Raw genomic sequence first — 22,404 nt, 5'->3', positions numbered from 1 at the left:
GCTCCGGACGGACCGTCATCGCCGGCCCTCGTCGGCCCGTCGCAGGACGGCGGCGACGACCCGGGCGATCTCGTCGATCGGCCCGGCGTCGGCGAGGTCCAGGTGCCGGGCGGCGAGCGGGTGGTTGGCCACCGGCCCGGTGGCGTGGGCCGACCAGACGGCCACCGTGTCCTGCGGCCGGTGGTCGCCGGTCGCGGTGAAGGTGGTCAGCGGCGCGTCCAGCACCCCCGGCGTCCACGCCGCCATCAGCGCGGCGTGGTAGCGGCAGGAGTCGAGGAACACCGCCAGCTCGTCCTCGTCGCGCGGCGCGGCCTCGCGCAGCGCCACGGCCAGCCGGTCGAGCAGCTCCGAGGGCTTGGGCCGCCACTGCTGCGCCAGGACGGCCGCCACCTCGGCGGCGGGCGCGCCCGTCGCCGTCAGCAGCTCGGCCAGCACGGCGGTGTCGGTGACCTCCCCGGCGTCCGGCGGCGCCGGGTGGCTGTCCAGCAGCGCGACCAGGTCGACCTGCTCGCCCTCCTCGCGCAGCAGCACGCCGATCTGGTGCGCGACCAGCCCGCCGAAGGACCAGCCGAGCACCCGGTAGGGGCCGTGCGGCTGGACGGCGCGCATCCGCGCCAGGTACTCCCGCGCCAGGCCGTCCACGTCGGCCGGCCGCTCCCCGCCGCCGACCGGGCCGATGCCCTGGAAGGCGTGGACCGGCTGGTCCGGGTCGAGCCCGCGCAGCAGGCCGATGAAGCCGAGGCCGTCGCCCGTCACCGGGTGGACGCAGAACAGCGGCGCCCGGTCGCCCGTGGCCCGCAGCGCCAGCAGCGGTTCGAAGGGGGCGTCGGCGCGCCCGGGCCGCCGCCCGGTCAGCCGCTGCGCCAGCGCGGCCGGGGTCGGCGCCTCGAACAGCGCCTTCACGGGCAGGTCGACGCCGAACTCCGCGTGGATGCGCTCGACCAGCCGGATCAGCAGCAGCGAGTGGCCGCCGAGCAGGAAGAAGTCGTCCTCCGGGCCGACCGCGGGCACGCCCAGCAGTTCGGCGAAGACCGCGACCAGCGTGCGTTCGGCCGGCGTGCGCGGCTCCCGGGCCCGGCTCTCGACGTGGGTCTGCGGCTCGGGCAGCGCCCGGCGGTCCAGCTTGCCGTTGGCCGTCACGGGGAGCGCGCCGAGCAGCACGTAGGCGGTGGGCACCATGTGGTCGGGCAGGTGGCCGCGCAGGTGGGCGCGCAGCGCGGCGGCCGTGGGCGGCTGCGCGGCGCCGTCCGGCACCACGTAGGCGACCAGCCGGGCGGTGCCGGTCCGGTCCTCGCGCACGGTGACGGCGCAGGCCGTGACCGCCGGGTGCTCGCCGAGCCGGGTCTCGATCTCGCCGAGCTCGATCCGGTGGCCGCGCAGCTTCACCTGGCTGTCCACCCGGCCCAGGTACTCCACCACGCCGTCGGGGCGGTGGCGGGCCAGGTCGCCCGTGCGGTACATCCGGGTGCCCGGCGCGCCGTGCGGGTCCGCGACGAAGCGCTCGGCGGTGAGCGCCGAGCGGCCGAGGTAGCCGTACGCGAGCTGCTCGCCGGTCAGGTAGAGCTCACCCGGCACGCCCGGCGGGACGGGGTTGAGGGCGGTGTCCAGCACGTAGCCGCCGGAGTTCCAGACCGGCCGCCCGATCGGCACCGGGTGCGCCTGCTCGTCCGCCGGGCCGCACTCCCAGGCCGTCACCTCCACGGCGGCCTCGGTGGGCCCGTAGAGGTTGTCCAGCCGGACGCCCGGGAGCACCTGCCGGAACCGGCGCACGGTGGCCGCGGGCAGCGCCTCGCCGCTGGCCACCACCAGGCGCAGCCCGGTGCACTCGGCGGCTCGCGGGTGCTGGAGGAAGACGTCCAGCATGGACGGCACGAACTGGGCGACGCTCACGCCCTCGCGCTGGATCAGCTCCGCCAGGTAGGCCGGGTCGCGGTGCCCGTCGGGCTTCGCCAGCACCAGGGTGGCGCCGGTGATCAGCGGCCAGAAGAACTCCCACAGCGAGATGTCGAAGCTGGCCGAGGTCTTCTGCAGCACGCCGTCCCGGGCGCCGAGCCGGTACTCCTCCTGGCCCCAGCGCAGCCGGTTGGCGATGGCGTGGTGCGGGACGAGCACGCCCTTCGGCCGCCCGGTCGAGCCCGAGGTGTAGATCACGTAGGCCGGGTCCCCGGGGCCGGGGGCGGTCAGCGCGACGCCCTCGGGCGCCGGCAGGTCCTGCGGCGACAGGCAGGGCACGCCCTCGGCGGGGCGCAGCGCGGCGGCCTGCTCCGGGGCGGCGATCACCGCGGCCGGGCGGGCGTCCGCCAGCATGTACGCGAGCCGGTCGGCCGGGTAGTCCGGGTCCAGCGGCAGGTAGGCGCCGCCGGCGCGGTGGACGGCGCACAGCGCCACCACGAGCTCCACCGAGCGGGGCACGGCCACCGCGACCCGGCTGCCCGGGCGGACACCGACCGCGGCGAGCCGGCGGGCCAGCGCGTCGATCCGGCGGTCCAGCTCGGCCGGGCCGAGCGCCCGGCCCTCGAACACCAGGGCGGGGGTGTCGGACGGCGCGGCGAGCCCTGCCGACACGAGGGCGGCCAGCGTGGTCGGGGCCAGCTCCCGCCGCTCGCCGGCGGAGCGCTCCAGCAGCCGCGGCCGCTCGCCCTCGGCGGACAGTTCGAGCCGGGAGATCGGCCGCTCGGGATCGGCCGCGGCCGCGCCGAGCAGCCGCGTCAGATAACCGGCGATCGCCTCGACCGTGGCCCGGTCGAACAGGTCGGCGCGGTACTCGACGGCGCCGGTCAGCTCGTCGTCCGGGCCGGCGGGCGTGCCCAGGGTGACGGTGAGGTCGAACTTGGCCGGCGCCGGGCCGGCGGTGACCAGCTCGCTGTCGAGGCCGGGGATCTCCACGGCGGCGCCCGCCTGCTCCATCACCAGGGCGACCTGGAAGAGCGGGTGGCGGCCGGGGGAACGCTCCGGGTTGACCAGCTCGACGATCCGCTCGAACGGCAGGTCCTGGTGGGCGTAGGCGGCGAGGTCGGCGTCCTTGACGCGGCGCAGCAGCTCCCGGAAGCCCGGGTCCCCGTCGGTGTCGGTGCGCAGCACCAGCGTGTTGACGAAGAAGCCGACCAGGTCGTCCAGGGCCTCGTCGGTGCGCCCGGCGATCGGGGTGCCGATCGGCAGGTCGGTGCCGGCGCCGAGGCGGGTGAGCAGCGCCGCCAGACCGGCCTGGACGGCCATGAAGAGGCTGGCGCCGTCGGCCCGGGCGAGCTCCGCCAGGGCGCGGTGGTCCGCGCCGCTCAGCCGCAGCGGCACCCGGCCGGCCTGCTGGCCGGTCTCGGCGGTGCGCCGCCGGTCCACCGGCAGCGCGATCTCCTCGGGCAGGCCGGCCAGCGCCCCGCTCCAGTACTGCCACTGCCGGGCGGCGGTGCTGCCCGGGTCCTCGTCGTCCCCGAGCAGCGCGAGCTGCCACTGGGTGTAGTCGGCGTACTGGACGGGCAGGGCGCTCCACTCGGGGGCCCGGCCGGCCGTGCGGGCCTGGTAGGCGGCGCCCAGGTCGCGGGCGAGCGGGCCCATCGACCAGCCGTCGCAGGCGATGTGGTGGACCGTCAGCAGCAGGACGTGCCGCTCGGGGGCGAGGGCGAAGAGGTGGGCGCGCAGCGGCGGCTCCGACGCGAGGTCGAAGGGCTGGGCGGCGGCGGTGCGCAGGGCCTCGGCCAGGCCCTCCTCGGTCACCGTGGCGGTGCCGGACTGCCCCAGCAGCGGCGGGAGTTGCTCCGGGGCGAGGATCCGCTGGCGGGGGGCCGCGTCCTCGCCGCGGGAGAGCGGGAAGACGGTGCGCAGGGCCTCGTGGCGCACGGCGCAGTCGTGCAGCGCGGCGGCGAGGGCGTCCCGGTCCAGGGCGCCGGTCAGGCGCAGGGCCAGCGGGATGTGGTACGCGTCGCTGTGCGGGTCCAGCTGCTGGAGGAACCAGAGCCGGCGCTGGGCGTGCGAGAGCGGGATCCGCTCGGGGCGGGCGGCGGCGGCCAGCGCCGGGCGACATCGCCCGGCGTCCACCGCGCGGGCGAGCCCGGCGGCCGTCGGGCTCTCGAAGACCGCCCGGATGGGCAGTTCGGCCCCCAGGGCGGTGCGCACCCGGCTGACCAGCCGGGTGGCGAGCAGGGAGTGGCCGCCGAGCGCGAAGAAGTCGTCGTCGGGGCCGACCTCGGCCACGCCGAGGACCTCGGCGAGCAGCGCGCACAGCGCGGCCTCGCGGGCGTCCCGGGGGGCCCGGGAGCGGCCGGTGGCGGCCCGCAGCTCGGGCTCCGGCAGAGCGGAACCGTCCAGCTTCCCACTGGAGTTGAGCGGGAGCCGGGCCAGCACGGCGTAGGCCGCCGGGATCATGTAGTCGGGCAGCTGCCCGGCCAGCAGCTCGCGCACCTCGGCGAGGTCGGGGGCGTTCCCGTCCTCGGTCACCAGGTAGGCGGCGAGGTGGCGCTCCTCGGCGCCGGCGCCCCGGGCCAGGACGGCGGCCTGCACGATCGCGGGGTGGCGCAGCAGCACCGCCTCGATCTCGCCGGGCTCGATCCGGAAACCGCGGATCTTGATCTGCCCGTCGGCCCGGCCGAGGTACTCCACCTGGCCGTCGCGGCGCATCCGGGCGAGGTCGCCGGTGCGGTACATCCGGGCGCCGGGCGGGCCGTACGGGTCGGCGACGAAGCGCTCGGCGGTGAGCGCGGGGCGGCGCAGGTAGCCGCGGGCCAGGTGCGGACCGGACAGGTAGAGCTCGCCGGGCACGCCGAGCGGGACGGGGCGCAGCAGGTCGTCCAGCAGGTACGCCCGGGTGTTGTCGAGCGGGCGGCCGATGACGGGGGTGCGGCTGTCCGCCAGGGAGCAGGCGAGCGCGTCGACGGTGCACTCGGTCGGGCCGTAGTAGTTGAACACCGCCACGTCCGGCAGGGCGGAGAGCTCGCTCCACAGCGCCGGCCCGACGGCCTCGCCGCCCAGCATCAGCACGGCCGGGCGGTGGTGGCCCTCGGCGAACAGGCCGGCGGCGGTGAGCGCCGGGACGTACGTCGGGGTGAGGTCCAGGAAGTCGAGGCGCTCCCGGCGGACGTAGCCGACCAGGGCCTGCGGGTCGAGCCGGACCTCGTCGCTCAGCAGGTGCAGCGGGTGGCCCTCCAGCAGCCAGAACAGCGGCTCCCAGGCGGTGTCGAAGGTGATCGAGGCGACCAGGCCGAGCTGGAGGCGCCGGCCCTGCGGGCCGCCGGACGGGCGGACCATGCGGGTGCGGTGGTGGTGCATCAGGCTGCTGAGGCCGCCGTGCGGGATCACCACGCCCTTGGGCACCCCGGTCGAGCCGGAGGTGTGGATGACGTAGGCCGGGTCGTCCGGGCCGGTGGGGCCGGTGCGGTCGGCGTCCGTCAGGTTCCCGCCGGGGTGGGCGGCGACGGCGGCCCGCGCCCCGGGCTCGTCCAGCACCAGGACGGGCGCGCCGTCCGGCAGCCGGCCGGCGTCGGCGGCCGTGGCGAGCACGCAGACCGGGGCGGCGTCGGCGAGGATGCCGGCCAGCCGCTCGCGCGGCATGGCGGGGCTGACCGGTATGTAGGCGGCGCCCGACTTGAGGACGGCAAGCAGCGCGATCAGCAGGTCGGTGGTGCGCGGCAGCGCCAGGACGACGTAGCGCTCGGGGCCGGCCCCGCGCCGCACGAGCTCCCGGGCGAGCCGGTTGGCCCGCTCGTTGACCTCGGCGAAGGTGAACCGGCCGTCCTCGGCGACGAGGGCCGTGACCTCGCCCTCCAGGGCGGCGCGCTCCTCGAAGGCGCCGTGGTACGTCACGGCGGGGGCCGGCAGGGTGGGCAGGACGGGCAGAGCGGGCCCGTGGGCGCGCTCGAACAGGTCGAGCCGCTCCTCGGCGCCGATCAGGTCGTACCCGCCGATCCGCTGGTCCGGGTCGGCCGCGGCCGCGGCGAGCAGCCGGCCGAGCCGGGCGGTCAGGGCCTCGGCACCCTCGCGGGTGAACAGGTCGGTGCTGTACTCGACGAAGCAGCCGAGCCCGGCCGGGGCGCCGTCGGCGTCGTGCACCTCGCGCATGTTGAAGGACAGGTCGAACTTGGCACCGCCCGGGCCCGCCTCGGCGATCTCGGTCTCGATGCCGGGCAGCGCGAGGGAGGCCTCGGGGGTGTTCTGGAAGGCCAGCATCACCTGGAACAGCGGGTGCCAGCCCAGCGAGCGGTGCGGATTGAGCGCGGTGATCAGCCGCTCGAACGGGAACTCCTGGTGGGCGAAGCCCTGGAGGTCGGTGCGGCGCACCCGCTTGAGCAGCTCGCGGAAGGTCGGGTCACCGGAGGTGTCCAGGCGCAGGACCAGCGGGTTGACGAAGTAGCCGACCACGTCGTCGTAGCGCTCGTCGGTGCGGCCCGCGATCGGGCTGGCGATCGGGATGTCCGTACCGGCCCCCGACCGGGTCAGCACCGTCGCCAGCGCCGCCTGGAGCACCATGAACATGCTGACCCGGCAGGAGCGGGACAGCGCCAGCAGCTCGCGGTGCAGCTCGGCCGGGAGGTCCCACGGGAAGTACTCGCCCCGGTGCGACATCACGGCCGGCCGGGGGTGGTCGGTGGGCAGCTCCAGGAAGTCCGGCAGGCCCGCCAACGCCTGGCGCCAGTAGGCGAGTTGGCGCCCGCCCTGGCCCTGCGGGTCGTCCAGGTCGCCGAGGTTCGCGTGCTGGCGCACGGCGTACTCGGCGTACGTGCCGGGCAGCGGGGACCAGACGGGCGCCCGGCCCTGGCTGCGGGCCAGGTAGGCGGTGCTCAGGTCGCGGGCCAGCGGGGCCAGCGACCAGCCGTCGCCGGCGATGTGGTGCAGCACCATCAGCACCACGTGCTGCTGCGGGCCGAGCACGAACAGGTGCACCCGCAGCGGGGCCTCGGCCTCCAGGTCGAAGACGTGCCCGGCCCCGGCCTCGATCAGGGCGGGCAGCTCCTCCTCGGTGACGGGCACCACGGTGAGGACCGGTGCCAGCTCGGCCATCGCCAGCACCTGCTGGCGCGGCACGCCGTCGCGCTCGGGGAAGACGGTGCGCAGGGCTGCGTGCCGCTCCACCACGTCGGCCAGGGCGGACCGCAGCGCCTCGTGGTCGACCGGGCCGGTCAGCCGCAGCGCCACCGGGACGTTGTACGAGGCGTCGCCGCCTTGGAGGCGGTCGTTGAACCAGAGCGCCAACTGTGCGTACGACAGCGGTGTCTCCGCGGGCAGGCTGTGTTCGCCCAGCACGGGGCATCCCTCCAGGTGGAACCGCCCCGCCGGCCGGGTGGGTCGGGCGGGCCGGACGGTGGTTTCCGGTGGCTCTTGGCCGTTGTGGGCCCCGGCCGTGGTGAGTCGCGGGGCGTCGTGGGCCCCGGGGCCGTCGGGGCCGCGGCCGTGGTGAGTTCAGGCCGTTGTGAGCCCCGCTGTGGTGATGTGCGGGCCGCGGTGATTCGCGGGCCGTCGTGGGCCCCGGGGCCGTCGCGGGCCCCGGCCGTGGTGGCCTCCGGGGGTCCTTGTGGGCTCCGGGGCCGTGGGGGGCCCGCCGACGTCCCTCGGCGGGGGGACTGCCGGCTACCGCGCTGTGCGGGCGGGAGTCACGCGGTCCAGCGGTAGGTCATGTCCGGCTCGTTCTCCTCGTTGCGGCTGCCGTCGTTGGTGTCCACCACGACGAAGCCGTGCCGCTCGTAGAAGGCGCGCGCCTCGGTGTTCTTCTGGAAGACGTGCAGCGAGAGCTCCTGCGGGCTGGCCGACCTGACGGCCTCCAGCAGCACCGTCCCGATGCCGCGACGACGCGCCTCGGGGCGCAGGTAGAGGTGGTCGAGCAGGCTGCCGTCGAGCGAGGCGAAGCCCAGCACGGCCCCGGTCCCGGCGTCCTCGGCCAGCCACACCCGGGTGTCCGGGAGCACGACGTGGGTGATCCAGCTCAGGGTGGCCTCGTCACTGTGCAGACGGGGCAGGTACGGCATGGTCGCGGTGCGGGAGGCCAGGAAGACCTCGGTGACGACACCGGCGTCCTCGGCTACCGCGGCCCGCAGGCGGACGTTCGCGGTGAGCGGTCCGTCGGACTGCATCCACATCTCCTCGGTCAGGTGCGTGAAGGGGTGGTGGTGCCGCGGGTGACGACCGAAGGAGGAATACGTGATCGGCACCCGTCGCACACCGACGCTACGGTCGCGAACTATGGGCGATGGAGCCGAATTTCCCCCCGGATGGGCCGACATAGTGCGTCCCGGCGGCATTGATCTTCGAGCAACCTAACACCTGGTCATGGACAGGGGAACCCCCGAAAGCAGGTTCCTGACAAGTCGATTCTGCGGTTAGATGATCGCGCGGGCCCGGCCCCCGGGGAGCGAGGATTTCGGCGCACCGGGCGGTGACATTCCCCGACTTCCCTTGTACCTTCCCCGACGCCGAACTTCCCCTGGCCTCGCCCGACTTCCTCCGCCTTCTCCTCGCCTTGCCCTGCACATCCCCTGCACATCCCCTGCGCTTCTCCTGCCTTCCCCGACTCCCCGAAAGGAGCGCCCGCGTGGACACTCCTGCCGTCCGAATCAGCGGCGCGGTCAAGACGTTCGGTGCCACCACCGCGGTGGGCGGCCTGGACCTGGAAGTGCCGCCCGGCATGTTCCTGGGCCTGCTCGGGCCCAACGGCGCGGGCAAGTCCACCACCATGCGGATGCTCACCGGGCAGACCCGCGCGGACGCGGGCACCGTGGAGGTGTTCGGGCACCGGATGCCGGAGGACTCCCGCCGCGCCCGCTCCCTGGTCGGCGTCGTCCCGCAGCACGACAACATCGACCCCGAACTGACGGTGCGCCAGAATCTCGACGTGTTCGTCCGGTTCACGGCCCTGCCGCGCGAGCGCTACCGTGAGGCGGTCGACCAGGCGCTGGCCGCCGTCCGGCTGACCGACCGCGCGAACACCCGCGCCGACGCGCTCTCCGGCGGCATGCGCCGACGGGTCCTGCTGGCCCGGGGCATCGTCAACAACCCGCGGCTGCTGCTCATGGACGAGCCCACCGTCGGCCTGGACCCGCAGATCCGGCAGGACCTGTGGGACGTCATCGACGGGATGCGCGAGAGCGGCACCACCGTCGTCATGTCGACCCACTACATCGAAGAGGCGGAACGGCTCGCCGACGAGGTGGCCGTGGTGACCGGCGGCCGGGTGATCGCCCGGGGCACCCCCGCCGAACTGCTGCGCGCGCACGCGGGCGCACAGGCCGCCGAGTACCGGGGCGACGCGGCCCGGCGCGAACTCGTCGAGGCCGAGGCCGCCCGGGCCGGACTGCCCAGCCGGCGGACCGGGCCGGCGGTCTCCGTCCTGCGCGCCGAGACCATCTCCGCGCAGCTGCGCGAGCGTCTCGGCCCGCCGGACGTGCTGCGCCCGACCTCCCTGGAGGACGTGTTCGTCGCACTGACCGGAGAGCTGTTCGGCTGAGCCCGGGCCGGCCGCTCCCTCGCTCTCTCGCTCCCTCGTCTACCGCCCGCCTGCCCGCCCGCCCGCCTGCCCGCCCGCCCGCCTGCCCGCCCGCCCGCCCCCACAGAGAGGACACCCGATGACGACGGCGACGCCCATGCCCCGCACCGAGGCCCAGACCGGCCCCGCCCCAGGCCTCCCGCCCGCCCTGTGGCCGACCATGCGGGCGGTGTGGCTGCGCGAACTGCTGCTCTTCCGCCGCTACTGGCCCGCCATCACCTTCGGCTCGCTGATCGAGCCGCTGGTCTACATGACCGGGTTCGGCATCGGCTTCAGCCGGCTGATCGACTCGGTCCAGGGACACCCGTACCCGCAGTTCGTCGGCGTCGGCATGGTGGTCACCTCGGTGCTCTTCGCCTCGGCCTTCGCCGGGATGTTCGAGAGCTTCAACCGCCGCAAGTACCAGAAGATCTACGACGCCGTCCTGTGCCAGCCCGTCGACGTCTGGGAACTTGTCACCGCCGAGGCGTCCTGGATCGCCGTCAAGTCCTCCGTCTACGGCACCGCGCCGCTGCTGGTCTGCCTCGCCATCGGCCTGCCGCCGGAGCCGGAGCTGCTGCTGGTGCCGCTGGTGGCGCTGGTCTCCGGCTTCGCCTTCGCCCTGCTCGGCATGTGGGTGTCCTGCCTGGTGCCGGCGATCGACTGGCTGCGGCTCGTGGTGTCCGGCGTGCTCACACCGCTGGTGATGGCCGCGGGCGTGTTCTTCCCGCTGGACGGGCTGCCCGACTGGGTCCAGGGAGTGGCGGCCGTCAACCCGATCTTCCACTGCACGCAGCTGGTGCGTCACGCCGCCTTCGGGACGCTCGGGGCGAGCGACGCCCTGCACGGGGCCGTCCTGGCCGCATTCGCCGTCCTCGCCTGGTTCCTGGCCGTCCGCGGGATGCGCCGCCGACTCATCGACTGAACCGGCCCCGGACCTCCCGGAGCAACACGCAGACCCGCAGACCCGCAACACGTAGACCGTGCAGCACGCAGACCAAGGAGAACCACCCCGATGACAGCCCGCGCCGCGAGCCCGCGCCGTTTCCTGATGTGCCGGCCCAGCCACTTCGGCGTCAGCTACTCCATCAACCCCTGGATGCACCCGGAGAAGCCGGTCGACGGCGCGCTCGCGCTCGCCCAGTGGACCAGGCTGCGCGACCTCTACCGCGAACTCGGCCACACCGTCGAGGAGATCGACCCGCTGCCCGGACTGCCCGACATGGTCTTCGCGGCCAACGGCGCGACCGTGGTCGACGGGAAGGTCCTGGGCGCGCGCTTCCGCCACGCCGAGCGCACCGCCGAGGGCCCGGCCTACCTGTCCTGGTTCCGCGAGCGGGGCTGGTCCGAACTGCTGTGGCCCGAGCACATCAACGAGGGCGAGGGTGACTACCTGCTGGCCGGCCGCCGGCTGCTGGCCGGCACGGGCTTCCGCACCGACCCGAGGTCGCACGCCGAGGCCCAGGAGTTCTTCGGCGTCCCGGTGACCAGCCTGACCCTGGTCGACCCGGAGTTCTACCACCTGGACACGGCGCTCGCCGTCCTCTCCGACGACGAGATCATGTACTACCCGGAGGCCTTCACCCCCGGCAGCCGGGCGGTACTGCGCGAACTGTTCCCGGACGCCATCCAGGCGACCGCCGAGGACGCCGCCGTCTTCGGCCTCAACGCGCTCTCCGACGGCCGCCACGTCCTGCTCCCCGAGTCGGCCACCCACCTGATCGGCGAACTGCGCCGACGCGGCTTCGAGCCGATCGGCGTGGACCTCACCGAACTCCTCAAGGCGGGCGGCAGCGTCAAGTGCTGCACCCTGGAACTGCGCGGCCACTGACCGCACCGACAAGCTCACCGAGTCAACCGTTTTCACCAAGCACGAGAGGACGACGTGGTGACGAATCCCTTCGACGACCCCGACGCCGACTACCTGGTCCTGGTCAACGCAGAGGGCCAGCACTCACTGTGGCCCGCCTTCGCCACCGTGCCCGACGGCTGGAAGACGGTGTTCGGCGCAGCGCGACGCCAGGCCTGCCTCGACCACATCGAGCAGACCTGGCCCGACATCCGCCCCCGAAGCCTGACCCACGACTGACCCCCACACCGCCCCGCCCACTCACCCCGCCCGGTCGTGCCGCAGAAACGCAGCACCCCTCCCCGGCCCGCAGACGGCTGCCCTACGGAATGGCAGAGTTCCTGCTGAGGCCGCTGCGCGACGAGTTCGACGGACGGCCGATCAGGAAGTGGGCTGGGAGCTGCCGGAGAGCCACAGGGAGTGACCTGCCGCGCCCGGCTAAGAACCTTTGGGGTGGGACGTTGTACGCGGAGAGGCCGGTCAGGGAATCGGCGCGGGTGATGTGGGAGCACAAGGCGCTGCTGCTCCTGCCCGGGATCGCCGGTGTGGTGCTCGCCGGGTTGGTCGGGGCGCTCGCCTTGGGGGTGGCGGGGCTGTGGTCGGGGGCCGTCCTGGGGAACGTGGCATTGGCGGTGGTCGCGATCCTCGTTGTGGCGGTCTTCGCCACGTTCTTCAATGCGGTGCTGATCGCCGCGGCGGATGACGTGTTGCGGGGGCGGCCGGTCGGGATCGGGGCCGGCTACGGGCGGGCGCTGCGGCGGCTGCCGGCGATCGTGGTGTGGGCGCTGGTCGGTGTGGTGGTGATCTTCTTCGGGTCGCTGCTGCTGGTCGGGATTCCGTGGGCGATGGCTTCCTACCTGGTACTGCCGGCGATGATGATCGACGGCATCGGGGTCCGTGAGGCGATGCGGACTTCCCGGCAGGCGTTCCGGGCCCACGGCGGGGACACCGCGCGCAGTTCGACCTGGATCGCTCTGCCCGTCACGCTGTCCTTCTTTCCGTCGGTGGCGGTCTTCGGCGTGGGCCTCACGGCGGTCGACCGGGCCTTAGGGGTGCTCGCCATGGCGGGCTCCACCCTGTGGCTGGCGCTCGCCGTGACGGTGACGGCGGGTCTGTCCGGGGTGTTCCGGGTGCGCCATTACCGCGAGTTGACGGGACGACCGGCCACGGCGCCCACGCTTCCTGCGCTGCACGTTTCGCCGGTGGAGTAGCGCGGGTGGTCGGCGGCCGTTCGACCACCCGCGCTCTCGTACTCACCGGGGAGGCGGCGTCGAATGACGTACGCGCTCGGTCGGTGCTACTTGGAGTCGACCCGGCCGAGCGGGTCGGCTTCGGCCGCCAGCGCCTCGCATGCCGTCTGCCAGGCGGGGTCGCCGGGGTGGAGCGCGGTGCGCAGGTAGGCCCAGGTGAGCCGTTGGAGCAGCGCGACCCGTGCGGGGTTCTCGTCCGTGGTCTCGGCGACGTCGTATCCGGAGATCCCGCCGAGTCCGTGCTCCGCGTCGAACAGGGTGAGCAGCGACTTGGGGCCGGGGGAGAGGGTGTACGGATCGGTGTGCCAGTCCGGGCCCCGGACCGTCAGGTGGGCAGAGGCGTCCTTGTCCCCGGCGACCACGAGCGTGGGCGTCGTCATCCGGGAGAAGTCCGGGGTCGAGAGGAAGGGATAGTTCTCGGCCACCTGCGGGGTGAGGGCGTCGCCGCCCCTGCCGGGTGCGGCCAGGAGGACGCCCGCCGTGATCCGGGGCTCGGCCAGGTTCACGGTTGTCCCGTCGTCGGGGTCGGTGAGCCGGGCGCCGAGCAGCAGGCTCGCGGTGTGCCCGCCCATCGAGTGCCCGGCGACGGCGACCCTGCGGTGGTCCAGGCGTCCGAGGAGCTGGGGGACGGCGGCCTCGATCGCGTCGAGCCGGTCGAGGATGTGCGTCATGTCCTCGGCCCGGGACCGCCAGTACATGGGCGCCCCGGGGGTGTCGGGGGCGAGGTCCAGCGTCGTCGAGCTGAGGTGGGTGGGCTGGATCACGGCGAAGCCGTGCGCGGCCCAGAAGTTGACGAGGGGGGCGTAGCCGTTCAGCGAGGAGAGGTGGTTCGAGTGGCCCTGGCCGTGGGAGAGGAGGACGACCGGCAGGTCGGTCCCGGTCAGTGGGGCGGAGACCCGCACCTCCAGGTCCACGGCCCGGCCGGGCACCGGCAGGACGACCGGACTGACGGAGAGGACGGGGACGGGGGCGGGCGGGCCGAAGGTGTCGGCCGGGTGCGTCGATTCGCTCATGGTGCGCATGTCCCTTCGGGGGCCTTTCCCGGTCGGGCCTGAGCGGCCGGCGGCGGGCGAGGCGGTCGGGAGCGTCCGGTTTCGGCTATGCTGAAACCGGAACCTTGTTCCACTTACTATACGGAACATCGTTCCGCTTAGTCAACGGCCAACGGTCATCGGCTGTCGGCTGTCGGAAGGAGAGCATCGTGTCCACTGCGGGCCAGTCCGGGGAGACCCGGCCAGAAGAGACCCCGCCCGGGGAGTCGCCGGCGAGGGGAAGGCGGGCCGACGCGCAGCGCAACCGGCAGACGCTGCTGGCCGCCGCCGCCGAGGTGTTCGTCTCCTCCGGCGTCGACGCGCCGATCCGCGAGATCGCGACCAGGGCGGGCGTCGGAACGGGAACGATCTACCGCCACTTCCCGACCCGCGCGGATCTCGTCGTCGCCGTCTACCGCCACCAGGTCGAGGCCTGCGCCGAAGCCGGCCCGGCCCTGCTCGCCGAGGCCGACTCCCCGTTCGCGGCACTTCGCCAATGGGTCGACCTCTTCGTCGACTTCCTGGTCACCAAGCACGGACTCGCCAACGCGCTGCAGTCGGACGGCAGCGGCTTCGACGCGCTGCACGCCTACTTCCTCGACCGCCTGGTGCCCGTCTGCGCACAGCTGCTCGCCGCCGCGGCCGAGGCCGGCGAGATCAGGCCCGGAACGCAGGCCTACGAACTGATGCGCGGCATCGGCAACCTCTGCGCCGGCCGCGACGGCGACCCCCGCTACGACCCCCGCCGCCTGGTCGACCTGCTCCTCCAGGGCCTCCAGCGCCCCCCGTCATCCTGACGCGCGAGAGCCTTCCGCAACCGTGAGCTCCTCGGTTCAGCCCGTCCTGGCCAGCATGGCGTGGACGGACCTGATCACCACGTCGGGGCGGTCGAGCGGGACGTCGTGCGAGCTGTTGTCGGCCACGACCAGGTCGCGGTCGGGGGCGGCGTGAGCGAACGCCGCCTGCGCGTCGCGCCAGAGCTGGGCATCCTGCGGCGAGGTCTCGAACGGTGTCCTGGCCGACGCGATGACCGTCGCCGGAAGGTCCTGCGGCCAGGACGCCTGGTGGTACGCACGGTGCATGGCCGCGTAGTCCTGTGCCACGGAGAGCAGTTGGCGGGTCTGGGGAGTGGAGGGCTGGGAGGCGAGAGCGGCGACCTGGTCCTTGTTCGCGGCCACGACCCGGTCGATCTCGCCGTCGGTGTAGAAGTCGGGCAGGCTGGCGTCGATCAGAACCGCACCCCCCACCCACCCGGGGTGGCTGCGCACGAAGTAGGTGGCGATCTCCCCGGCCTCCGAGTGCGAAGCCAGGACCACGTGGCTCGTGGCGCCTGCCGCCGTCAGCACCGCCGCCAGATCCGACACGGCGTCGTCGACCCGCCACGGTCCGGCCACCTCCTCGCTGGCACCCAGACCGGCCCGGTCGTACGTGATGATCTCCGCACCGGTGTCCTTGGCCAGGGCCGGCGCCAGGTCCTTCCAGTAGGACGAGTCCTGCCCGCCGCCGGCATCCAGCACGACCGCGGGCAGACGGCCGGGCGTGACATGGAAGACCAGCCGGTGCCCGTTGTTGACGACCGTCCGGGCGGAGCCGTCGGAGCCGTCGGAACCGGCCGCTGAACCGGGCGAGCCGACCGCACCCGGCACGCGGGACGTGCCGCACGCGGCCGCGCTTCCCAGTGCGAGAGCGGCGGTGGCGAGCAGGAGCACTGCTCGCCGACTGCGTGACGTCATGATCCGTCCTCCGATTGCATGATGAAGGCGCGTCAGGACAAGTCACCCGCCACCGACGCCCGACCCTCGCCTCTACGAGACGACCACCAGTCTTCGCCGCCGCCCCGCCCCCGGTCGATGCGACCAACCCCCCGACACCCCCGGGGGCTCCCCCCACCACCCACACCAGGGCGCACCCCCGAGCCGCGTCGAACCCACGACGCCCGCCGCGCCGACCGGTACCAAGGTCGTCAACGGCCCCACCTGCCGACGCTGACCCGCCGGAACAACCCGATGCCCGAGCTCAGCCGGCAGCACAAATCCCCAGCCACAGAGCCTCCTTGCCGATCTCTTGACGTCGTCCGCACGCCGTCAAGGCGCTATGCTTTGGCCAGGCGACCACGCTCGCCGTTACGTCGGACCCGGGCTTCTCCCGCAGCCGCCCGGGGTTGAGGGCGCAAAGCGCCGTCGGGTGCGCGTGGTGCAGAGCTGTCGTTCCTCCTATGGGGCGCAGTGGGCGGGAGCACTGAGTCGCGCCCACCGGGAGCCGGACATGACGCTCGACAGGGACATCGTTACGCTCACACGCCGCATCCAGCGTGAGTCCGGGGACACGATCCCCTTCCGGCAGGCGCGGTTGACCGCCGCGCACGAGTTGGGCGGGCTGCCCGTCCACACCATGACTGCCGAGGAGCGGATCCCGCTCCTCGGCAGTACACCGCGGAGAGCGAGGCCGCCGAGACACGGCGACGCCTACCGGGTGGTGCTGGGCACTGCCACGCTCGAACTGTGTGACGGGAAGGGCTGATCCGTGCCGTTCCTCACCGACCACCCGGGGTCCGCGCCCGTTCTGGTGGCCGCCGTCATCCTCGGAGTCCTCCGCTTTACGTTTCCGAAGGATTCTCGCCACCGCCTGGAGCTGTGGAAGGCATTCCTCGAGCACCGACGTCGGCGCTGGCAGGTGACGGAGCGTCGCCGCATGACGGAGAGGTCCGGAAAGCCTGGCGGGCCGGATCACCCTGTTTGAGCGGCACGACGCGGCGGTCACCGATCGCGCCGCGCGGACCTCAGCCGACCAGCATCCTGCCGGGGCCGTTCACCTGACAGGTGAACGACCCCGGCAGGCCTACCTCTTGAGGCTAACCATCCAAGGTGTCGAAGCGGCCGAGTCGGAGAGCGGAATCCACGCTGTCGGGCGTGTGACCTGAAGGGTTTCGGAACGAGACCATGCCGTTCTGGTGGCCTGTGACGAGCACCAGGCGTCCGCCGCGTGCGGGTGCCGAGCCGTTGAGGCGGCGGATCTCCTTGCGGACGGATGCCATGACGAGGTGGCCGCGGTCGAGTTCGGCGAGGAGTCGGTCCGGAGCGGCCGCCGGTGACGAGGGCGATACGAGGGGCGTCAGACATTCTCATCTTCCTTTTGTCACAGTCTGGTTCGGAATGCGCGGGATGGCGGGTGCGGTGTCGGGGAGCCGCTAGCGTCGAGGGCAGGCCGCCCCGGGACGAGCGGGCGGGTGCGTCGATGGATCGGAGCCGCCGTGGTCCCCATGACCCTGCAAGAGATCGCCGAGGCTGTCGGGGGCGCTCTGCACGACGTCCCCGATCCGGCCGCGGTGGTGGACCGGCCCGGGGTCATCGACTCGCGGCTGGTGGAGCCGGGGGCGCTGTTCATCGCGCTGCCGGGTGAGCACACGGATGGGCACCGGTTCGCGGAGGCCGCCGTCCGCGCCGGGGCGACGGCAGTGCTCGCGGCTCGGCCGGTGGGGGTGCCGGCGGTCGTGGTGCCGGACGTCCAGGACGCGATGGGTGCGCTGGCCCGCGCGGTGCTGGACCGGCTGAAGGCGCCGACCGTGATCGGGCTGACCGGCTCTGCCGGGAAGACCAGCACCAAGGACCTGCTGGCCCAGGTGCTGGAGACCATGGACACCACGGTGGCCACGCCGCTGTCGTACAACGGCGAGATCGGCCTGCCGCTGACCGTCTTCCGGGCGGACGAGAGCACTCGCCTGCTGGTGCTGGAGATGGGCTCGCGGGGCGCCGGGCACATCAAGTACCTGACGGGGATCGTCCCGCCGAAGGTCGGCCTGGTGCTGAACGTCGGGACCGCGCACGTGGGCGAGTTCGGGGGCGGGAAGGAGTCGATCGCGGTCGCCAAGGGCGAGCTCGTCGAGGCCCTGCCCGTCGACGGCCTGGCGGTGCTGAACGCCGACGACCCGTACGTCATGTCGATGGCGTCGCGCACGGTCGCGCCGGTCCTGACGTTCGGGGTGGAGGCCGGGGACGTGCGGGCCGTCGACGTCGAGCTGGACGGCGCCGGGCGGCCGTCGTTCACGCTCACGTGCCGCGGCGAGAGCGCCCCCGTGAATCTCGGGCTGCACGGCGCCCACCACGTGTCCAACGCGACGGCCGCCGCCGCGGTGGCGATCGGCCTGGGCGCGAGCGTGCGGCAGGCAGCCGACGCGTTGACTGGCGCCCGGCAGCTGACGCCGGGCCGGATGGACGTCACCGAGCGGCCGGACGGCGTGACGGTGATCAACGACGCGTTCAACGCGAACCCCGATTCGATGGCCGTCGCCCTGGCCGCGCTCACCGCCATGGCCGGCGGCGGGCGCAGGACTGTGGCGGTGCTGGGCGAGATGCGGGAGCTGGGCGAGGAGTCCGAGGCCCACCACGCGGAGCTGGGTCGGCTCGTCGCCCGCAGTGGGATCACCGACCTCATCGCGGTCGGCGGCCGGGAGGCCCGGCTGGTGCACACCTGGGCGGTGGAGGGCGGCGTCAACGGCACGCTGGTGCCCGACCGCGACGCCGCCCTCGACCTGCTGCTGACCTGCCTCAAGCCCGGAGACGTGGTGCTGGTGAAGGGCTCCCACAGCGTGGGGCTGGAGGACACCGCGATGCGCCTTGCCAAGCCCGACGCTGCACGCTGACTACGCCGCGACGATCGGGGCCTCGGCCAGCCGCAGCAGGACGGCCCTGCCGACGCGACCGGCGGTTCCGGTGCCCATCGTCACCACCAGGTCGCCGGGCCCGGCCAATTCGGCGACCACGTCCGCCGCATCGCGCCCGTCGCCCGCGGTGTGGGCCCGGCCGCCGCAGGCAGCGACCTGCGCGGCCATCGGCGCGGTGCTGATCCCGATGAGCGGGGTCTCGACCGAAGCGTGCACGTCCAGGAGGACGACCTCGTCGGCCGCCGCGAGCCGGCGGCCCATCTCCTCGCCGAGGGCGGCGGTGCGGGTCCAGCCGGTGGGCTCGAACACCGCGATCACCCGGCCCTCGGTGAGCATCCGGGCCGTGGCCAGGTCGGCGGTGATCTCGCTCGGGTGGTGGGCGTAGGAGTCCAGCACCGTCACCCCGGCGTGGTTGCCGGTGGTGGTGAGCCTGCGCTTGATGCCCTGGAAGGCGTTGATGCCGGCCACCAGGTCGGCGGGCTCGGCTCCGAGCGCCCGACCGGCGGCGAACGCGGCGGCGGCGTTCAGCGCGTTGTGCCGCCCGGGGACGGCCAGGGTGAACTCGTGCCACGACCCGTCCGTGTCCTGGACGGTGACATGGCTGGCCGTCCCGTCCCACAGCACGCGCAGCACCCGCACGTCGGCGTCCTTGGCCTCGCCGACGGTGACGACGCGCGGGCCGGGCGCCGCCTGGAGGCGCTCGGCCAGCAGCCGGGCGCCCGGGTCGTCGGCGGTGACGACGAGCACGGAGCTGTTGCGGGCCAGGCGCTCGAAGACGTCCAGGACGTCGTTCAGGTCGACGTACTGCTCGGGGTGGTCGTCGTCCACGTTCAGGACGACGGCGACCTGCGGGTGGTAGCGGCCGGCGGTGCGGTCGCTCTCGTCCGCCTCGGCGACCAGGAGGCCGCCGAGGCCCTGGTGGGCGTTGGGGCGGCCGACGGGGGTGCCGCCGATGGCGTACGACGGGTCGAGGTGGGCCAGCGCGGTGCTGAGGATGCCGGTGGTCATGGTCTTGCCGTGGGTGCCCGCCACGGCGACCGACTGCTCGGCGGTGGCGATCAGGTGCGCGAGCACGTCCGAGCGGTGAACCACCGGGATGCCGGTGCGGCGGGCGGCGGCGACTTCGGGATTGCTCGGGGTCACCGCGCTGGACCACACGAGAACGGTGGCGTCGGCGGGCACGTTGCTGGCGGTGTGGCCGATGGCGACGGCGGCACCGGCGTCCTCCAGCTCACGCAGGGCGGCGGTGTCGCTGGTGTCGGAGCCGGAGACCCGGCTGCCGCCTTCCAGCAGCAGGCGGGCGACGGCCGACATGCCGACGCCGCCGATGCCCACGAAGTGCGGGCGGGTCAGGTCGACGGGGCCGTCGTGGACGGGGACGATCACGTTCCTGGTTTCCATGCTGTGCGCTCCAGTTCGGAGTCCAGCCCGTGATGGGCGATGGGTGGAAGGCGCTACGCGGAGGTGCCGCCGTCCGGCGCCGAGCCGGCAGCCGGGTGGGCACCGATTCGGGCCGAGTCGAAGTCGTCGTGCACGATGACGCCGAGCAGAGCGATCACCACGGCGTTGCCGACCGCCCACAGGACACCGAGGAACGCGCCGACCGGATCGCGGTGCTGGCCTCGGTGACGGGACGGGGACTCGTGCACGGCTAACTCCTCACGACAGACGGGGAGATGGTGGCTGGCGCTGACCGGGCGCTTGAATTTCGTGCCCGATGGGGTCATGAGAGCCGAAGGCAGGACCGTGACGGGATGGTGAGCTAAGGTCACTCACGGTTCATTCATCACTCACTGGGGGCGGAGCGGATGGAGACGCAGGCCGACCACGACGCGGTCGACCAGGCCATGGAGGCGTTCGCCGCCGAAGTCGCCCACTGGCGCGAGGTACGCGGCCTCTCCAAGCGCGCACTGGCCGGAAAGATGGGCTTCGACCCCTCGTACGTCAGCCACATGGAGTCCGGCCGCCACAAGCCCACCGAGGAGTTCGCCCGTCTCGCCGACGAGACCCTCAACGCCGGGAAGGCCATCTGGCGACGCTGGCTCGACTACGACGCCGCCCGCTCCCGTAGCCGCACCCCGACCACGCCGCCGCCACCCCGCCGGCCCGAGCAGCCCTACGCATCCGGCTCCGCGCTCGTGGTCGAGCACGATGAAGCCGCGCTCCAATTCGACGGCTCCACCTACCGGTTGACCATGCGTCGCCGACTACGCAACACCGGAGCCGAGCCCATCACCCGCTACCTCATCCGCATCGCCGTCGACCGCTACCCCGGCGAACCCGAGCGCTCCAACGCCCACTACCGTGAACACCCACTGACCTGGGACGAACTCGCGCTCACCGCCTCGTGCCGGGGCGAGGACATGCGGTGGCAGGCCAAGCACGACCGCGACGCCTTCAAGGAGGTCTGGCTCCTGTTCGACAACGAGCACGGCCGCTTCCCGCTCTACCCGGGCGACGCGACCTGGATCGAGTACGCCTACAGCGTCGGCGCCGACAAGTGGGGCCACTGGTTCCAGCGCGCCGTCCGCCTGCCCACCGAACACCTCGCCGTACGCCTCGACTTCCCCGCCGCCCTCGACCCGGTGGTGTGGGGCACCGAAACCTCCATGACCGCCGAAGCCGTGCCCCTCCGCACCGCCGTCAGCCGCCGCGACGACGGCGAGCGCCGGCACTTCGCCTGGGCGACCGACAACCCACCGCTGCACGCCCGCTTCCGCCTCGAATGGCGCTTCCGCGTCACCCCCAACAACCAGCAACACACCAAGGAGACCAGGTGATCGAGGTGCGGCCCAGCCAGCAGATGCAGTCCCTCGGTGTAATCCAGCAGGGCACCCCCATCCTCAACCGCCCGGCCGAGCCCTTCGACCTCCCAGTCGAACGCGCCGCCGCCCAGGCCGTGATCGACGAACTGTTCACCGCTGTCGACCGGATCGGCCGCGTCCACTCCTTCGCCAAGGGCATGGGCCTCGCCGCCCCGCAGATCGGTATCCCCCGCGCCGCCGCCCTCGTCCTGCCCCCGACCGCCGGCGCCGACCCGATCATCCTGCTCAACCCGAAGATCACCGCCGTCTCCGACGAGACCGATGAACAGTACGAGGGCTGCCTCAGCTTCTTCGACGTCCGCGGCATGGTCCCCCGCCCACTCCGCATGGGTGTCACCGCCACCACCCTCGACGGCACCATCACCACCTCCACCTACGAGTTCGGCCTCGCCCGCCTCATCGCCCACGAGATCGACCACCTCAACGGCCTCCTCTACACCGACCGCATGCGCCCCAACGTCCACCCGATCCCGGTCGAGGAGTACCGAGGTACCGGCTCGACCTGGGCCTACTGACATCCGGGGCAGGTGGCGCCTGGCGCATGCCACTCCACACAATCAGTTGATAGAACCATCGAAATCCTGCATGCCTGGTCGCGATGAGCTCTGGCCATCTGTCAGCAGTGAAAATGTATAGAGAGGCATCCCGGACGGGGTTGAGCCCTTGCTCCCTCTGGCCGGGATGCAGCGAACCGCTCTGCCGAAGGCCCCCCGGTTCCATCCCCAATGCCTGTACGTCAACCCGGATTTCAGACCCCCGCCCATAGGGCGGAGGGGTCTTTTCGTTTCTAGCCAGCCCACCGCGTTCTCGTACGCCCCCGTACCACCTTTGGTGCGGGGGTCTCGTCGTCCCTGGAGGTCTTGATGATCGATAACACCATCGCCTACGGCGCTTGGTTGAGCATCACCTGGATGGTCACCATCTTACTTTTGGTGCTTCTCATCTCGTTTCTCACCTGGCTTGCCCTGCGCAAGGCGCAGCCGGGGGAAGTTGTCGATGTCCTGGCTGAGGTGCGGCGGATTATCGTTGCACTGGGTACTTTCACGCCCGCCCCAGTCCGACGAGTCAGTCGAGGCCCAGGTGCCAGTCCCGTTGGCCGGCTAACCGGTCGGCCTGCGTCACGAGAGGTGACGGATCAGCCGGGTGGCGCCGAGCGGCCCATGATGCGGGCTCCTTCCTGCCCAGCCTCGGCCAACAGGGGCGGAGCGTCGTGAGCTGGTCGCTGCGCTGACCGGGGCCGCGGCGGAACGGTTCCGGGGATCGTGCGCGGTCGGCGGGGAACAGACACCGCTGTCCGGGAGGAGACACACAACACTCTTTTTCCGCGGTGCTTCCTTCCTAACCGCT

The 22,404-nt window shown here is 73.1% G+C and carries 15 protein-coding genes and 1 pseudogene; 10 read left to right on the top strand and 6 right to left on the bottom strand.

Going from position 1 to position 22,404, the window contains the following annotated elements; translation table 11 throughout:
* Nucleotides 1–15: 15 nt before the first annotated feature.
* Nucleotides 16–7,230 (bottom strand): amino acid adenylation domain-containing protein, encoded by a 7,215-nt coding sequence (locus ACFVX9_RS37380; RefSeq protein WP_387986465.1) that lies wholly within the window; start codon nt 7,228–7,230, stop codon nt 16–18.
* 347 nt (nt 7,231–7,577) lie between these two features.
* On the bottom strand, nt 7,578–8,054 hold the full coding sequence (locus ACFVX9_RS37375; RefSeq protein WP_063352790.1) for a GNAT family N-acetyltransferase: 477 nt from the start codon (nt 8,052–8,054) through the stop codon (nt 7,578–7,580).
* Nucleotides 8,055–8,512: 458 nt separating this feature from the next.
* Between ACFVX9_RS37375 and ACFVX9_RS37370 the strand changes: the two genes are divergently transcribed.
* The 5 genes and pseudogenes from ACFVX9_RS37370 to ACFVX9_RS37350 all read left to right on the top strand — a co-directional run bounded on the left by ACFVX9_RS37370 (nt 8,513) and on the right by ACFVX9_RS37350 (nt 12,502).
* Complete coding sequence (locus ACFVX9_RS37370) at nt 8,513–9,424, top strand: ABC transporter ATP-binding protein (RefSeq protein WP_363375621.1); 912 nt, start codon at nt 8,513–8,515, stop codon at nt 9,422–9,424.
* A gap of 118 nt (nt 9,425–9,542) precedes the next feature.
* Nucleotides 9,543–10,367, top strand: a complete 825-nt coding sequence (locus tag ACFVX9_RS37365; RefSeq protein ID WP_387986460.1) for an ABC transporter permease — start codon at nt 9,543–9,545, stop codon at nt 10,365–10,367.
* 84 nt (nt 10,368–10,451) lie between these two features.
* Nucleotides 10,452–11,273 (top strand): annotated as a pseudogene (ddaH, locus tag ACFVX9_RS37360) (dimethylargininase); the annotation flags it as partial.
* Between the two features lie 57 nt (nt 11,274–11,330).
* Complete coding sequence (locus ACFVX9_RS37355; protein WP_380479050.1) at nt 11,331–11,531, top strand: MbtH family protein; 201 nt, start codon at nt 11,331–11,333, stop codon at nt 11,529–11,531.
* A gap of 260 nt (nt 11,532–11,791) precedes the next feature.
* A complete protein-coding gene (locus ACFVX9_RS37350) occupies nt 11,792–12,502 on the top strand; it encodes a hypothetical protein (RefSeq protein ID WP_380479052.1) in 711 nt (236 codons plus the stop codon).
* A gap of 86 nt (nt 12,503–12,588) precedes the next feature.
* On the opposite strand, the gene ACFVX9_RS37345 is transcribed toward ACFVX9_RS37350, so the two are convergent.
* On the bottom strand, nt 12,589–13,554 hold the full coding sequence (locus ACFVX9_RS37345) for an alpha/beta hydrolase family protein (protein WP_387986456.1): 966 nt from the start codon (nt 13,552–13,554) through the stop codon (nt 12,589–12,591).
* A 188-nt stretch (nt 13,555–13,742) separates the two neighbouring features.
* On the opposite strand from ACFVX9_RS37345, the gene ACFVX9_RS37340 reads away from it, so the two are divergent.
* Nucleotides 13,743–14,369 carry a TetR/AcrR family transcriptional regulator gene (locus tag ACFVX9_RS37340; protein WP_387986453.1) on the top strand — a complete coding sequence of 209 codons (627 nt, stop codon included), beginning with the start codon at nt 13,743–13,745 and terminating at the stop codon, nt 14,367–14,369.
* 36 nt (nt 14,370–14,405) lie between these two features.
* Here the strand turns inward: ACFVX9_RS37340 and ACFVX9_RS37335 are convergent, their stop codons facing one another.
* On the bottom strand, nt 14,406–15,305 hold the full coding sequence (locus tag ACFVX9_RS37335) for an alpha/beta fold hydrolase (RefSeq protein ID WP_387986451.1): 900 nt from the start codon (nt 15,303–15,305) through the stop codon (nt 14,406–14,408).
* 532 nt (nt 15,306–15,837) lie between these two features.
* Here ACFVX9_RS37335 and ACFVX9_RS37330 point away from each other — a divergent pair.
* Together ACFVX9_RS37330 and murF are read left to right on the top strand one after the other, a co-directional pair.
* Nucleotides 15,838–16,092, top strand: a complete 255-nt coding sequence (locus ACFVX9_RS37330) for a hypothetical protein (protein WP_387986449.1) — start codon at nt 15,838–15,840, stop codon at nt 16,090–16,092.
* A 730-nt stretch (nt 16,093–16,822) separates the two neighbouring features.
* Nucleotides 16,823–18,211, top strand: a complete 1,389-nt coding sequence (gene murF / locus ACFVX9_RS37325) for a UDP-N-acetylmuramoyl-tripeptide--D-alanyl-D-alanine ligase (protein WP_380380902.1) — start codon at nt 16,823–16,825, stop codon at nt 18,209–18,211.
* On the opposite strand, the gene murC is transcribed toward murF, so the two are convergent.
* The gene (gene murC, locus ACFVX9_RS37320) at nt 18,212–19,633 is read right to left on the bottom strand and encodes a UDP-N-acetylmuramate--L-alanine ligase (RefSeq protein WP_387986446.1); all 1,422 of its coding nucleotides are present in this window, start codon (nt 19,631–19,633) and stop codon (nt 18,212–18,214) included.
* A 53-nt stretch (nt 19,634–19,686) separates the two neighbouring features.
* The gene (locus ACFVX9_RS37315; RefSeq protein WP_380380897.1) at nt 19,687–19,881 is read right to left on the bottom strand and encodes a hypothetical protein; all 195 of its coding nucleotides are present in this window, start codon (nt 19,879–19,881) and stop codon (nt 19,687–19,689) included.
* 159 nt (nt 19,882–20,040) lie between these two features.
* Between ACFVX9_RS37315 and ACFVX9_RS37310 the strand changes: the two genes are divergently transcribed.
* Nucleotides 20,041–21,012, top strand: coding sequence for a helix-turn-helix domain-containing protein (locus ACFVX9_RS37310; RefSeq protein ID WP_380380895.1), 972 nt, complete (start codon nt 20,041–20,043; stop codon nt 21,010–21,012).
* Nucleotides 21,009–21,572, top strand: coding sequence for a peptide deformylase (locus tag ACFVX9_RS37305; protein WP_380380893.1), 564 nt, complete (start codon nt 21,009–21,011; stop codon nt 21,570–21,572). Before ACFVX9_RS37310 ends, ACFVX9_RS37305 begins: the two co-directional genes overlap by 4 nt.
* The last annotated feature ends 832 nt before the right edge of the window (nt 21,573–22,404 follow it).

Source organism: Kitasatospora sp. NPDC058243, assembly GCF_042882025.1.
Lineage (GTDB): Bacteria > Actinomycetota > Actinomycetes > Streptomycetales > Streptomycetaceae > Kitasatospora.
This window is presented reverse-complemented; position numbering and strand designations above follow the sequence as displayed.